The 12,977-nt window shown below is 71.2% G+C and carries 11 protein-coding genes; 4 read left to right on the top strand and 7 right to left on the bottom strand.

What is annotated here, in order from left to right; genetic code table 11:
* Nucleotides 1-73 precede the first annotated feature (73 nt).
* On the top strand, nucleotides 74-1,276 hold the full coding sequence (locus OG302_RS33545; protein WP_371530197.1) for an amino acid deaminase/aldolase: 1,203 nt from the start codon (nucleotides 74-76) through the stop codon (nucleotides 1,274-1,276).
* A gap of 36 nt (nucleotides 1,277-1,312) precedes the next feature.
* Here the strand turns inward: OG302_RS33545 and OG302_RS33540 are convergent, their stop codons facing one another.
* The 6 genes from OG302_RS33540 to OG302_RS33515 all read right to left on the bottom strand — a co-directional run bounded on the left by OG302_RS33540 (nucleotide 1,313) and on the right by OG302_RS33515 (nucleotide 8,621).
* The gene (locus OG302_RS33540) at nucleotides 1,313-2,272 is read right to left on the bottom strand and encodes a DUF2510 domain-containing protein (RefSeq protein ID WP_371530196.1); all 960 of its coding nucleotides are present in this window, start codon (nucleotides 2,270-2,272) and stop codon (nucleotides 1,313-1,315) included.
* A 64-nt stretch (nucleotides 2,273-2,336) separates the two neighbouring features.
* Nucleotides 2,337-3,641, bottom strand: coding sequence for a haloacid dehalogenase-like hydrolase (locus OG302_RS33535; protein WP_371530195.1), 1,305 nt, complete (start codon nucleotides 3,639-3,641; stop codon nucleotides 2,337-2,339).
* Between the two features lie 33 nt (nucleotides 3,642-3,674).
* Nucleotides 3,675-4,967 carry an HAD family hydrolase gene (locus OG302_RS33530; protein WP_371530194.1) on the bottom strand — a complete coding sequence of 431 codons (1,293 nt, stop codon included), beginning with the start codon at nucleotides 4,965-4,967 and terminating at the stop codon, nucleotides 3,675-3,677.
* Nucleotides 4,968-5,062: 95 nt separating this feature from the next.
* Nucleotides 5,063-5,842: a 3-oxoacyl-ACP reductase gene (locus OG302_RS33525; RefSeq protein WP_371530193.1), complete on the bottom strand. Its 780-nt coding sequence runs from the start codon at nucleotides 5,840-5,842 to the stop codon at nucleotides 5,063-5,065.
* A 6-nt stretch (nucleotides 5,843-5,848) separates the two neighbouring features.
* Nucleotides 5,849-7,249: an aldehyde dehydrogenase gene (locus OG302_RS33520; RefSeq protein ID WP_371530192.1), complete on the bottom strand. Its 1,401-nt coding sequence runs from the start codon at nucleotides 7,247-7,249 to the stop codon at nucleotides 5,849-5,851.
* A gap of 7 nt (nucleotides 7,250-7,256) precedes the next feature.
* Nucleotides 7,257-8,621: a glutamine synthetase family protein gene (locus tag OG302_RS33515; protein WP_371530191.1), complete on the bottom strand. Its 1,365-nt coding sequence runs from the start codon at nucleotides 8,619-8,621 to the stop codon at nucleotides 7,257-7,259.
* A 77-nt stretch (nucleotides 8,622-8,698) separates the two neighbouring features.
* On the opposite strand from OG302_RS33515, the gene OG302_RS33510 reads away from it, so the two are divergent.
* The 3 genes from OG302_RS33510 (at nucleotide 8,699) to OG302_RS33500 (ending at nucleotide 11,807) form a co-directional block, all read left to right on the top strand.
* Nucleotides 8,699-9,481: a FadR/GntR family transcriptional regulator gene (locus tag OG302_RS33510; RefSeq protein ID WP_371530190.1), complete on the top strand. Its 783-nt coding sequence runs from the start codon at nucleotides 8,699-8,701 to the stop codon at nucleotides 9,479-9,481.
* Nucleotides 9,482-9,611: 130 nt separating this feature from the next.
* Nucleotides 9,612-11,057 (top strand): ethanolamine permease, encoded by a 1,446-nt coding sequence (gene eat, locus OG302_RS33505; RefSeq protein ID WP_371530189.1) that lies wholly within the window; start codon nucleotides 9,612-9,614, stop codon nucleotides 11,055-11,057.
* Between the two features lie 42 nt (nucleotides 11,058-11,099).
* Nucleotides 11,100-11,807, top strand: a complete 708-nt coding sequence (locus OG302_RS33500; RefSeq protein WP_371530188.1) for a gamma-glutamyl-gamma-aminobutyrate hydrolase family protein — start codon at nucleotides 11,100-11,102, stop codon at nucleotides 11,805-11,807.
* Between the two features lie 183 nt (nucleotides 11,808-11,990).
* Here OG302_RS33500 and OG302_RS33495 read toward each other — a convergent pair whose 3' ends face one another.
* Entirely contained in the window at nucleotides 11,991-12,941 is a 951-nt protein-coding gene (locus OG302_RS33495; RefSeq protein WP_371530187.1) for a LysR family transcriptional regulator, read from the bottom strand.
* Nucleotides 12,942-12,977: the final 36 nt, after the last annotated feature.

Raw genomic sequence — 12,977 nt, 5'->3', positions numbered from 1 at the left:
AGTCTCGGCCCCCGGGCGATCTGCCCGGATCATCCCCCTACCCTCGGGTAATCGCGTCTGGCAGGCTTCGGCCATGACAGCCCGTGCAGCAGACAGGGCCCGCTACGACCGGGCCACCGCGCACCTCGACGCCCCCCTCGCGATCGTCGATCTGGAGGCGTTCGACGCCAATGCCGACGACCTCGTGCGCCGGGCCGGCGGGAAGCCGATCCGGGTCGCGAGCAAGTCCGTGCGCTGCCGCGCCCTGCTCGAACGTGTGCTGGCCCGCGACGGCTTCGCCGGGCTCATGTCCTTCACGCTCGCCGAGTCCCTGTGGCTCGCGCGCTCCGGGTTCGACGATGTCCTGCTGGCCTATCCCTCGGCCGACCGTGCCGGCTTCGCGGAGCTGACCGCCGACCCGAAGCTCGCCTCGTCGGTGACGGTGATGATCGACGACCCCGCGCAGCTGCGGCTCATCGACGAGGCCAGGGGCGGCGGACGCGAAGAGGTCCGGGTCTGCCTGGAGTTGGACACCGCCTACAAGGTCCTTGGCGGGCGGGTGCGGGTCGGCGCGCTGCGGTCGCCCCTGCACTCCCCCGCCCAGGTCGCCGCGCTCGCCCGCGCGGTGGGCCGCAGACCCGGCTTCAGGCTCGTGGGCGTGATGGCGTACGAGGGGCATGTGGCCGGGGTCGGTGACGCGGTCGACGGCCGTCCCGCGCGCTCGCAGGCGATCCGGCTGATGCAGACGGCGGCCCGCAAGGAGCTCGCGGCGCGGCGGGCCGAGACCATCCGCGCGGTGCGGGCCGTCGCGCCGGACCTGGAGTTCGTCAACGGCGGCGGTACCGGCAGCGTGCAGCACACGGCGGCCGAGCGTGCGGTGACCGAGATCGCCGCGGGGTCGGGCCTGTACGTACCGCGGCTCTTCGACAACTACACGTCGTTCAGCGGGCGTCCGGCCGCGCTCTTCGCCCAGCCCGTGGTGCGCCGCCCCGGCCCGGGCACGGTGACCGTGCTCGGCGGCGGCTACCCCGCGTCGGGTTCGGCGGGCCCGGACCGCTCCCCGGTGCCGTACCTCCCGGAGGGGCTGCGCTACGACCCGCAGGAAGGCGCGGGCGAGGTGCAGACCCCGCTGCTCGGCGGGCCCGCCGACGACCTGCGGATCGGCGACAAGGTGTGGTTCCGGCACGCGAAGGCCGGGGAGATGTGCGAGCGGTTCGAGGCGCTGTGTCTCGTCGAGGGCGACCGTGTGACGGCAACTGTCCCGACGTACCGCGGGGAGGGCCACACGTTCCTCTAGAGGACCGTCAGCCCGTCAGGGCGTAATAGGGGACCGTCAGGGCGTCGCGCCCACGCTGTTGCCCACGCCGCCGCTCGTCTCTCCGCCGCCCACCGGACGGATCCCCTTGGTGATCGTCTCCATGTCGGAGAGCGGCGGCGCCGCGTCCCCGGCGTCGATGGCGAAGCGGACGATGACCAGCGCCTCGGAGCCGTGGCTCGACGGGAAGGCGAGCGACTGGACGTATCCGCCGGGGCCCTTCTCCGTGCGGACCCGCCAGCGCACGAGGTATCCGGAGCGGCCCGCGACCGCGACGGAGCCCTCCTTGACCTTCTCGTGGCTGGCGATGCCCCCGAAGGGCCGCATGCCGACCTTGTCCTCCTCGTACGCGCTGTCCGCCGCGTCCTTGATGTCCCGCTGGGCCAGCTTCTTGGGCGAACGCTCGTCGGTCGCGGTCGACGTGCGGGAGTAGACCGTGCCGTGGCGGCAGAGGCTGCCCTCGCCCGGGCGGTCGTAGACGTCCGGTGTGCGGACGGTCGGGTCGCCGCCGACCGTGCTGTCGGCCTTCTCCCAGCCGTCGGGGACGGGGATCGTGATGCCGTTGAGCTGGTCGACGAGGGTGGAGGGGTCGGGATCCGGCGCCGAGGTGGTGGGCGTCGGCGAGGTCGGCGACGGCGGGTCCACCTCCTTCGACGTGGTCGACACGGGGCCCTCGACCTGCGGTTCCTCGTCCTTCTTCAGGAGCACCACGCCGGTGACGATCGACGCGACCAGGACGACCCCGGCGGTGGCCAGCGCCACCGCCTTGCCCCGGCCGCCGCCGGAGGCCCCCGGGAGCGGCTGGACCTGGGTCTGTGGCTGCGGCGGGCCGAACCCCGGCTGCGCCTGGGCCGCTTGCGGGGCCTCGGGCGCACGCCGGTGCTCGGTCCAGGCGGACCCGTCCCACCAGCGCTCGACGTGCTGTGCCGGTGGGGCCGAGGGGTCCGTGTACCAGCCGGGAGGGGGCGACATGCTCATCCCGGCACTCTAGGACGTGCCGTGAAGATCAGAACAGTCGGAGCAGTCGGAACAGTCGGGACCGTCAGAACACCGCGTCCACCTGGTCAGGAACGACCGAGCCGTCCCCGCGCAGGAGCGGGCCCTTGCTGCCGTCCGGTGCGTTGTACGCGGCCGTCGAGCACGGGTAGAGGTCCGGCTTCTGCTTCATGGGCTCGATGAACATGGGGTTCACGACCCAGCGGCCGTCGGCGTTGTCGTACGCACGGCACATGACCTCGTTCTTGTTGCGGTTCAGGACGAGGTGGGCGCCCGTGGCGTCGCCGACGAACGTCACGTCCGTGTCGGCGTCACCGCCGCCGAGCGCGATGCGGTGGGACCGGTCCTGCCTGTCCCAGGCGGACTTGCCCTTGACGCCGTAGATCTCCTGGTTGATCCAGCAGCGCTTGCCGTCGATGTAGGGGATGGCCTCGCCCTTGTTCCGCGGGACGTCGCCACAGCCCTGGTTCCAGGTGGTGATCCGGCCCTTGCGGTCGAGGACCGAGCGGATGGCGATGGTGTGCTCGCGGTCGATGCCGACGCCCCCCTTGCCACCAGCCCAGACCTCCGTCACCGGCTCCGAACCCGCCGAGACGATGTAGACGTCGAACCCGGCCTTCTTGAGCGTGCGGATCAGGTCGCGCTGCTGGTCGTAGTAGCGGGCATAGCCGGGGATCTCGTGCGTGCCGACCTTCTGGGTGGCGCCGACGGGGGCGGCGAGGACCTGCTTGCGGGCCTTCGCGGCGTACGACTCCAGTTCGGGCACGGTGTGTCCGGCGAAGAGCTGGGGCACCCAGGCGTACTGCGGGACGGTGTGCCGGTGGTCCCACTTCCCCGCGAAGGCGGCGGCGCCGCTCATCGTCTTGCCGTCCTCGCGGACCTCGAAGATCTCGTCGGCGCAGTCGGTGTCGGTGGAGGTGGGCAGCGGCTTGCCGACCGGCACCTTCGTGCCGCAGGCCTTGGTGAGCGCCTGGTCGGCCTCGTCCGTCAGCCACTTGCTGGTGGACTTCCAGCTCGCGGGACGCAGGATCTTGTCGTGGTGCAGGGACCAGGCGATCGTCGCGTCGGTGATGTCGTTCTTGACGACCGTGTTGTCCCAGTCGAAGGCGGCGACGGGACGCTTCTGGTCGTGACCCCGGTGGGAGCCGCAGCGTCCGCGCTCGTCGATCATCTGCTGGAGCCGGTCACGGTTGTCGCCGAACCAGGTCAGCTTCTTGGAGAGCTGCGGGCAATGGGCCTTCGCAGCGGAGGGGTTCGCGGGCGTGGCGGCGGCCGCGGGGAGCGACGCGGGCACGGCCGCCAGAGCGGCGGCCGTGGCCAGCGTCAACGCCAAGGCATGTCTGTTACGCATGCGCATGGACCGTACATCAATCCCCCGGAGCGGTCAGACCCCGTGCACCGTGTCCTTCTGGTCGGGGATGACGGACCCGTCGGCGCGGCGCACGGGGCCTTCCCCGCCGTCCCGTTCGGTGTAGCCGGTGCTGGCACACGGGTACGGCTTCGCGAGCTTGCCCTTGGGCTCGATGAACATGGGGTTCACCAGCCAGCGACCGTCGCCGTTGTCGTAGGCACGGCACATGAGCTCGTTCTTGTTGCGGTTCAGGGCGAGGCGAAGGCCGGTGGCGTCGCGCAGGAAGGAGATGTCGGTGTCGGAGTCGCCGGCCGCGAACACCTGGCGCCCGGCGGCCGGCTGGACCTTCTCGGCCGCCGCGCCACGGACGCCGTAGATCTCCTGGTTGATCCAGCAGCGCTTGCCGTCGATGTACGTGATCATCGAGTCGTCGCCGTCCTTGACGGTGCCGCAGCCCTCCAGATGGGCCGTCAGTTTCCCGTGTGCGGTGACATTGCGGATGCCGATGGTGTGCCGGGCGTCGACGCCGACGCTCTTCGCCCACACCTCGGCGACCGGCTCGGGCGACGCGGAGACCACGTAGACGTCGAATCCGGCCTTCTTGAGCGTACGGATCAGGTCGCGCTGCTGGTCGTAGTAACGGGCCCAGCCGGTGAACTTGCCGGTCCCGACGCGCTGTTCGGTGCCGACGGGTGCGGCGAGGTTCTCCTTGCGGGCGGCTGCGGCGAAGCCCTTGACCTGCCGGGTGGACCAGCCGCGGGTGAGCTGGGCGAGCCAGGCGTACTGGGGTTCCATGCGCCGGTGGTCGAAGCCGGCGAAGGCCGCGGCACCGCCGGTGGTGGTGCCCTCGCCGTAGACGGAGGTGATCTCGTCGGCGCAGTCCGTGTCGCGGCCGGTGGGGAGGGTGGCGCCGTCGGCGGGGCAGGCCTTGGCGAGGGCCTTGGCCGCGGGGTCGGTGAGATAGCGGCTCGTGGTGTGCCAGTCGGCGTTCCGGGGCGTACGTATCTTGCCGTTGCGCAGGAGCCAGAACATGGTGGCGTCGCCGACGTCGTTCTTGATGACGGTGTTGTCCCAGTCGAAGGTGGCGACGGGCTTGGCCGCCCCCTTGCCCCCGCTGTCGCCGCAGCGGCCGTACGTGTCGATCATCTTTTGGAGCCGGGCCTTGTTGTCGCCGTACCAGCCCGTGGAGACGGTGAGCGAGGGGCAGTCCTTCGGCTGGGACCGCACGGGCTGGGTGGCTTCCGCGGTGGCCTGGACGGTGATGAGACCGGCTCCGGCGACGGCTGTCACTGCTGCTGCCGCGGCGGCGCGGCGCTTGAAGTTCACGAACACACTCCCGTGTTTACGCAGGTCAGCCGGGCGTCGTGCGACGCCCGGCTGACGGGGTGGTTGCTGAAAGGTGAATTACACGGGCGGGTGGACTACACGGGCGTGACGTAGGCGCCCGAGATGCCGCCGTCGACGAGGAAGTCGGTGGCGTTCACGAACGAGGAGTCGTCGCTGGCGAGGAACGCCACCGCGGCGGCGAGCTCGTCGGCCTCGGCGAAGCGGCCCACGGGGATGTGGACGAGGCGGCGCGCGGCCCGCTCGGGGTCCTTGGCGAAGAGCTCCTGGAGGAGCGGGGTGTTGACCGGGCCGGGGCACAGGGCGTTCACGCGGATGCCCTCGCGGGCGAACTGCACGCCCAGCTCGCGGGACATGGCGAGGACGCCGCCCTTGGACGCCGTGTACGAGATCTGGGACGTCGCCGCGCCCATCCTCGCCACGAACGACGCGGTGTTGATGATGGAGCCCTTGCCCTGGCGCCGCATGTAGGGGATGGCGGCCTTGCAGCACAGGTACACGGAGGTGAGGTTGACCTCCTGGACGCGCTTCCAGGCCTCCAGGCCCGTGTCCAGGATGGAGTCGTCGTCGGGCGGCGAGATGCCCGCGTTGTTGAAGGCGATGTCGACCGAGCCATAGGTGTCGTACGCGGTCTTGAAGAGCGCGTCGACCTGCTCGGCGTCGGTGACGTCGACCTTGACGAAGGTCCCGCCGACCTCGTCGGCTGCGGCCTTGCCCGCACTCTCGTCGATGTCCCCGCAGACGACGTGCGCGCCCTCGGACGCGAGGCGGCGCGCGGTGGCGAGGCCGATGCCGCTGCCGGCGCCGGTGATGACGGCGGTGCGGCCCACGAGGCGGCGGCAGATGTTTTCTGACATAGGGCTTCAGGCCTCCGTGCTTTCGGTGCTTGCCGTGCTGATGAAGACGTTCTTGGTTTCCGTGAAGGCGGCGAGCGCGTCCGGGCCGAGTTCACGGCCGAGCCCGGACTGCTTGTAACCCCCGAACGGGGTCCAATAGCGCACGCTGGAATGCGAGTTGACGGAGAGGTTCCCGGCCTGGACGGCTCCCGAGACCCGCAGCGCACGGCCCACGTCACGCGTCCAGATGGAGCCGGAGAGGCCGTACTCGGTCGCGTTGGCGAGGCGGATGGCGTCGGCCTCGTCATCGAAGGGGAGGACGACGGCGACCGGCCCGAAGACCTCCTCCGTCGCCACCGGCGACGCGGGGTCGACGTCGGTGAGGAGCGTCGGCGGGAACCAGAAGCCGGGGCCCTCGGGGGCCGCGCCGTGGATTCCGGTGCCGGACGGTACGTACGAGCGCACGCGCTCCAGCTGCGACTTCGAGATCAGCGGACCCATCTGGGTCTTCTCGTCGGACGGGTCACCGACGACGACCGACTCGACCGCGGGCCGCACGATCTCCAGGAAGCGGTCGTAGACCGATCGCTGGACGAGGATGCGGGTGCGGGCGCAGCAGTCCTGGCCGGAGTTGTCGAGGTACGACATGGGCGTGGCGAGGGCGGCGGCCTCCACGTCCGCGTCGGCGAAGACGATGTTCGGGCTCTTGCCGCCGAGTTCGAGCGTCACGCGCTTCACGCGGGCGGCGCACTTGGCCATGATCTGCTTGCCGACGCCCGTGGAGCCGGTGAACACGATCTTGGCGACGCCGGGATGCTCGACCAGGGCGTTGCCCGCGACGGCGCCCGCGCCGGGCAGGACCTGGAAGAGACCTTCGGGGAGGCCTGCTTCCAGGGCGAGTTCGGCGAGCCGGAGCGCGGTGAGCGGTGTCGTCTCGGCGGGCTTCAGGATGACCGCGTTGCCGGCCGCGAGCGCCGGGGCGGTGCCCCAGGCGGCGATCGGCATCGGGAAGTTCCAGGGGGCGATGACGCCGACGACCCCGAGGGGTTCGAGGATCGTGACGTTCAGGCCGCCGGGTACCGGGATCTGACGGCCGCTCAGCCTCTCCACTCCCCCCGCGGCGAAGTCCAGGAGATCGCGGACGTTGCCGGCCTCCCAGCGCGCGTTGCCGATGACGTGACCGGCCTCGCGCACCTCCAACTGGGCCAGCTCTTCGAGGTGGTCGTCGACGGCCACCGCGAAGCGGCGCAGCAGACGGGCGCGGTCGGCGGGGGCAGCGGTGGCCCACTTCGCCTGTGCGGCGCTCGCGCGCACGACGGCCGCGTCGACGTCCTGGGGCGTGGCGGCGGGGACGGTCGCGATGACCTCTTCGGTCGCCGGGTTCAGTACTTCGAGGTTCAGTGCTTCGAGGTTCTGTGCGTCGGGCAAGGGTGCCTCACATGCGTTCGAAGGAGCGGCGGAGCTCCCAGTCGGTCACCGCGGAGTCGAAGGCGTCCAGCTCGACCCGCGCCATGTTGCTGTAGTGCGCGACCACCTCGTCGCCGAAGGCGGCCTTGGCGATGGCGCTGTTCTCCCAGAGCTCGGCGGCCTCGCGCAGAGTGGTGGGGACGTGTGCGTAGTCGCCGGTGTAGGCGTTGCCCGTGCACTCCTCGGGCAGTTCGAGCTTCTGCTCTATGCCGTGCAGCCCCGCGGCCACGAGTCCGGCGACCGCGAGGTGCGGGTTCACGTCGCCGCCGGGGAGGCGGTTCTCGAAGCGCATCGAGCGGCCGTGGCCGACCACGCGCAGCGCGCAGGTGCGGTTGTCGTAGCCCCAGGCGGCGGCGGTCGGCGCGAACGAGCCGGGCCGGAACCGCTTGTAGGAGTTGATGTTGGGCGCGTAGAGCAGCGAGAACTCGCGGAGCGCCGTGAGCTGTCCGGCCAGGAAGTGCCGCATGACGGGCGACATGCCACCGGGTCCGTCACCGGCCATGGCGTTGGTGCCGTCCGCGTCCGCGAGGGAGAGGTGGATGTGACAGGAGTTGCCCTCGGCCTCGTTGTACTTGGCCATGAAGGTGAGCGAGACACCCTCCTGGGACGCGATCTCCTTGGCGCCGGTCTTGTAGATGGCGTGCTGGTCGCAGGTGACGAGGGCGTCGTCGTAGCGGAACACGATCTCGTGCTGGCCCGGGTTGCACTCGCCCTTGGCCGACTCGACGACCAGTCCGGCCGCGGCCATCTCGTTGCGGATGCGGCGCAGGAGCGGCTCGATGCGTCCCGTGCCGAGCACCGAGTAGTCGATGTTGTACTGGTTGGCCGGGGTCAGGGCCTTGTAGCCCGCGTCCCAGGCCTGCTCGTACGTGTCCTTGAAGACGATGAACTCGAGCTCCGTACCGACGTTGGCGGTGTAGCCGAGCTCGGCCAGCCGGTCGAGCTGGCGGCGCAGGATCTGGCGGGGCGCGGCCACGACGGGCGAGGAGTCGTTCCAGGCCAGGTCCGCGATGAGCATCGCGGTGCCTTCGTTCCAGGGGACACGGCGCAGGGTGCTGAGGTCCGGGTGCATGGCGAAGTCGCCGTAGCCGCGGTCCCAGGAGGACATGGCGTAGCCCTCGACGGTGTTCATCTCCGCGTCGACGGCCAGGAGGTAGTTGCAGCCCTCCGTGCCGTGCTCCAGGACGTCGTCCAGGAAGAACTGGGCGGCGAACCGCTTGCCCTGCAGCCGCCCTTGCATATCGGGGAAGGCCAGGACGACAGTGTCGATCTCGCCGCTCGTGACGAGAGCACGCAGCTCCTCGATCCCGAGCGGGGGTGTGCGGTCTGCCACGGGAAAATCCTCCTTGGGTCAGCCGAGAGCCATAAGGTATTGCCGAGAACCATTGATTGGGAAGGGGGTACGGCCAGATGTCGCACACGGATGCCGACGGAGCCGCGGGGACGACCCCGGGGGCGGCGGCAGAGACGGCCGCCGCGACCGCCGACGACCGGCTCACGCCGGTACTACGTCCCGTACGGGCGGGCAACGGCTTCGAGGAGGCCCTGGAACAGATCCTCCAGGTCGTACGCCTCGGCCTGGTGCCCGGCGGTGAACGCCTGCCCTCGGAGCGGGAGTTGGCCGAACGGCTCGGGATCAGCCGGGTCACGCTGCGCGAGGTCCTCAAGGTGCTGCAGGACCAGGGCCTCGTCGAGTCGCGGCGGGGCAGGTACGGGGGGACGTTCGTCCGCCCGCGCCCCGAGGCGGCGGGCGAGGACGAGCTGCGGCGGCGCGTGGCGGACGTCGACGTCGAGGACGCACTGCGGTTCCGCGAGGTCCTTGAGGTCGGCGCGGCCGGGCTCTGCGCGGCGCACGGCCTGAGCGGGGAGCAGCGCGAGCGGCTGCGCACGGCGCTCGCGCAGACCCACGAGGCACCTCTCTCCGAGTACCGCCGCCTGGACACCCTCCTGCACCTGACCCTGGCCGAGCTGTGCGGCTCCCCCTCGCTCACCGCGCAGTACGCGGCGGTCCGCGCGACCGTCAACGACCTCCTGGACTGCATCCCGCTCTTGGTACGGAACCTGGAGCATTCGCAGCGCCAGCACACCGCACTCGTCGAGGCGGTACTCGACGGGGACGCGGACGGCGCGCGGGAGATGATGCGCGAGCACTGCGGCGGTACGGCCGCCTTGCTGCGGGGTTTCCTGACATAAGGGGCGGAGCCAGGGGCGATTAACCGCGGCGTAACGCAGGGGTCTTGATTTCTCGTACCCGGCACGGCAAAGGTATGGATCCGTTCCATTGAGTCACCCCACCGCAGTGCCGCCGCATAGGAGCCGTGCCATGACCGTGGAGTCCCCCAAGACGAGTACCGCCGAACCGGCGGACGACTATCTGGAGCGCAGAACGCTGCGCCGGGGCAGCGCGGGCTGGCTGCTGCTCACCGGGCTCGGCGTCGCCTATGTCGTCTCGGGCGACTACTCGGGGTGGAACTTCGGCCTGGCGGAGGGCGGATTCGGCGGCCTCGCGATCGCCATGGCGCTCATGGGCGTGATGTACGCCTGCATGGTCTTCTCACTGGCGGAACTGTCGTCGGTCCTGCCCACCGCGGGCGGCGGCTACGGCTTCGCACGCCGGGCGCTCGGCCCGTGGGGCGGCTTCCTCACCGGCACGGCGATCCTCATCGAGTACATCCTGGCGCCGGCCGCGATCTCCATCTTCATCGGCGACTACGTGGAGTCGCTCGGCCTCTTCGGGCTCACCTCCGGCTGGCCGGTGTACCTGGCCTGCTTCGTCGTCTTCATCGGCATCCACCTGTGGGGTGTCGGCGAGGCGCTGCGCTTCAGCTTCGTCGTCACGGGCATCGCGGTGGCGGCGCTGCTGGTCTTCGCGGTCGGCGCGTTCATGGACTTCGACGCGTCGAAGCTGAACGACATCCCCGTGGAGGCGAACGCGTTCGGCTCCAACTCCTGGCTGCCGATGGGGCTGTTGGGAATCTGGGCGGCGTTCCCGTTCGGCATGTGGTTCTTCCTGGGCGTGGAGGGCGTGCCGCTGGCGGCCGAGGAGACGAAGGACCCGGCGCGCACGCTGCCTCGCGCGATCCGCTGGTCGATGGCCATCCTCGTCGTCCTCGCACTCCTCACCTTCTTCGCGTCGGCGGGGGCCCGCGGCGCGAACGCGATCCAGGGCGCGGGCAATCCGCTGGTGGAGGCGTTGCAGCCGGGCGGCGAGGCGACGGCGCTGAGCCGCATCGTCAACTACGCGGGTCTGGCCGGCCTGGTGGCGTCGTTCTTCTCCCTGATCTACGCGGGCTCGCGCCAGTTGTTCGCGCTGTCGAGGGCGGGCTACCTGCCGAGGTTCCTGTCGCTCACGAGCAGCCGCAAGGCTCCGTACCTGGGTCTCCTGGTCCCCGGGGCGATCGGCTTCGGCCTGGCGGCGGCCACCGGGGACGGTGCGCGGATGCTGAACGTCGCGGTGTTCGGGGCGACCATCTCGTACGCCCTGATGTCGCTCTCGCACATCGTGCTGCGTCGCAGGGAGCCGGGCCTTGAGCGGCCGTACCGTACGCCGGGCGGCATGGTGACCTCTTCGGTGGCGCTGGTCCTCGCCTGCTCGGCGCTGGTCGCGACGTTCCTGGTGGACGTGACGGCGGCGTTGATCGCGCTCGCGGTATACGTGGTGGCGATCGCGTACTTCGGCTTCTACAGCCGCAAGCATCTGGTGGCGCGGGCGCCGGAGGAGGAGTTCGCGGCGCTGGCCGCCGCGGAGGCGGAACTGGAACGCGACTGAGCATGTCGAGCATGTCGCGACGGAACTTGACGGGAGACGAGGGTGAGCAGTGAGACCACCCGCCGACCGCTGATCGGCGTCAGCACCTACCTGGAGGCGAAGGCGAGCTGGGGCGTGTGGGAGCTGCCCGCGGCGCTGCTCCCCGCCGGCTACCCGCGGCTGGTCCAGGCGGCGGGCGGACTCACCGCGATGCTCCCGCCGGACGATCCTTCGTACGCGGATGAAGTCGTCGCCCGGCTCGACGGCGTGGTCATCGCCGGTGGGCCCGATGTCGAGCCGGTCCGTTACGGCTCGGAGCGTGAGGAGCGTACGGGCCCCCCGGCACGGGAGCGGGACGCGTGGGAGCTGGCGCTGATCGGGGCGGCGTTGGCGTCCGGGACGCCGCTGCTCGGCATCTGCCGGGGGATGCAGCTCCTGAACGTGGCGCTCGGCGGGACGCTGGTGCAGCACCTGGAGGGGCATGTGGAGGCGGTGGGCGTCTTCGGCACGCACGGGGTGAAGCCGGTGCCGGGCACGTTGTACGAGTCCATCGCGCCGGAGCCGTCGACCGCTGTCCCCACGTACCACCACCAGGCGGTGGACCGGCTCGGCAAGGACCTGATCGCGTCGGCCCACGCCGAGGACGGCACCGTGGAGGCGGTGGAACTCCCGTCCCCGCACTGGGCACTGGGGGTGCAGTGGCACCCGGAGATGGGTGAGGACCTCCGGGTCATGTCCGCCCTGGTCCGGGCGGCGCGACCCCGGGGCTAGCGGGTCCCCCGGTCCGGGAGGCACCTGCCCTGCCCGGATCCGCGACGCCTGGTCAACCCTCGCCAGGACCTTCCCACCCACCCACCCGATTACCCGGCGTACCGGACGGGCGGGTGGGAAAGTCCGCCGAAGGCGGAAAGCAGTCGCCGAAGGCGGGGGCAGGGACCCCCAACCCGGGGAAAGCTAAGCCGTCCCCGCCCGGGTGAGGGAAAGCAGGTCGCGGGCCGGCCCCGTGGGACGGTGCCCCGTGGGCCACACGGCCCGGAGGGCGCGGCGCAGCTGAACCCCCTCCAGGGGAATGTTCACCAGGCGCCGAGCCGACAACTCCTCCCCCACCGCGAGCTCACTCAGCACCGCGGGCCCCGCCCCGTTCACCGCGGACGCCTTCACCGCCGTGGTGGACGACAGCTCGATCAGCGGGCGGGCCAGGCCGCCCAGCGCCGCGTCAAGGACCTGCCGGGTCCCCGAACCCTCCTCCCGCAGGATCAGCGGTGTGGCCGCCAACTCCCCCGCCCCCAGCGGCTTTCCGCGCCGCGCCCACGCGTGGCCAGGCGCCGTGACGACGATCAGGCTGTCGTGGGCGATGACCGCCGAGTCGAGGCCGGTCGGCACCGCGAGCCCCTCGACGAAGCCGAGGTCCGCCTCCCCCGACAGGAGCCGCTCCGCGACCGCGGTCGAGTTGCCCGCCGTCAACGACACCGCCGTGTCCGGCCGCTGCGTCCGCAGCGCGATGAGCCAGCCCGGCAGCAGATATTCGGCGATCGTCATGCTCGCCGCGACCCGCAGCCGCGAGTCCCGCCGGTCCCGCAACGCCTGCGCGCCCGCGTCGAACGCCTCCGCCGCCTCCACGATCCGCCGCGCCCAGTCCGTGACGAGCGCCCCCGCGTCCGTGAGCCGTGACCCCCGCGGCGACCGGTCGACCAGCGCGACCCCCAGCTGCCGCTCCATCGACCGGATGCGGCTGCTCGCGGCGGGCTGCGTGATGCCGAGCTCCTTCGCGGCCCGCCCCAGACTGCCGAGCCGCGCCACGGCGAGCAGCAGCTCCAGCGCCCCGAGGTCCGGCACCCGGTGCGCGAGCGGCGCCGCCCCCGTCGACGTATCGGACACACCGGCCGACCCAGAAGACGTACTCATAAGCCCAGGTTATGTCCTCATACGAAGATGCCTCCT

Origin of the sequence: Streptomyces sp. NBC_01283, from assembly GCF_041435335.1 — a bacterium.
Lineage (GTDB): Bacteria > Actinomycetota > Actinomycetes > Streptomycetales > Streptomycetaceae > Streptomyces.
Note: the sequence above shows the minus strand (reverse complement) of the source record. Positions and strands in the feature narration are given on the sequence as shown.

What these genes read in the sequence shown, in the direction of transcription:
- OG302_RS33545 (WP_371530197.1), top strand. Translation starts at nt 74, where the DNA reads ATGACAGCCCGTGCAGCAGACAGGGCCCGCTACGACCGGGCCACCGCG.
- eat (WP_371530189.1), top strand. Translation starts at nt 9,612, where the DNA reads ATGACCGTGGAGTCCCCCAAGACGAGTACCGCCGAACCGGCGGACGAC.
- OG302_RS33540 (WP_371530196.1), bottom strand. Translation starts at nt 2,272, where the DNA reads ATGAGCATGTCGCCCCCTCCCGGCTGGTACACGGACCCCTCGGCCCCA.
- OG302_RS33525 (WP_371530193.1), bottom strand. Translation starts at nt 5,842, where the DNA reads ATGTCAGAAAACATCTGCCGCCGCCTCGTGGGCCGCACCGCCGTCATC.
- OG302_RS33495 (WP_371530187.1), bottom strand. Translation starts at nt 12,941, where the DNA reads ATGAGTACGTCTTCTGGGTCGGCCGGTGTGTCCGATACGTCGACGGGG.
- OG302_RS33510 (WP_371530190.1), top strand. Translation starts at nt 8,699, where the DNA reads ATGTCGCACACGGATGCCGACGGAGCCGCGGGGACGACCCCGGGGGCG.
- OG302_RS33535 (WP_371530195.1), bottom strand. Translation starts at nt 3,641, where the DNA reads ATGCGTAACAGACATGCCTTGGCGTTGACGCTGGCCACGGCCGCCGCT.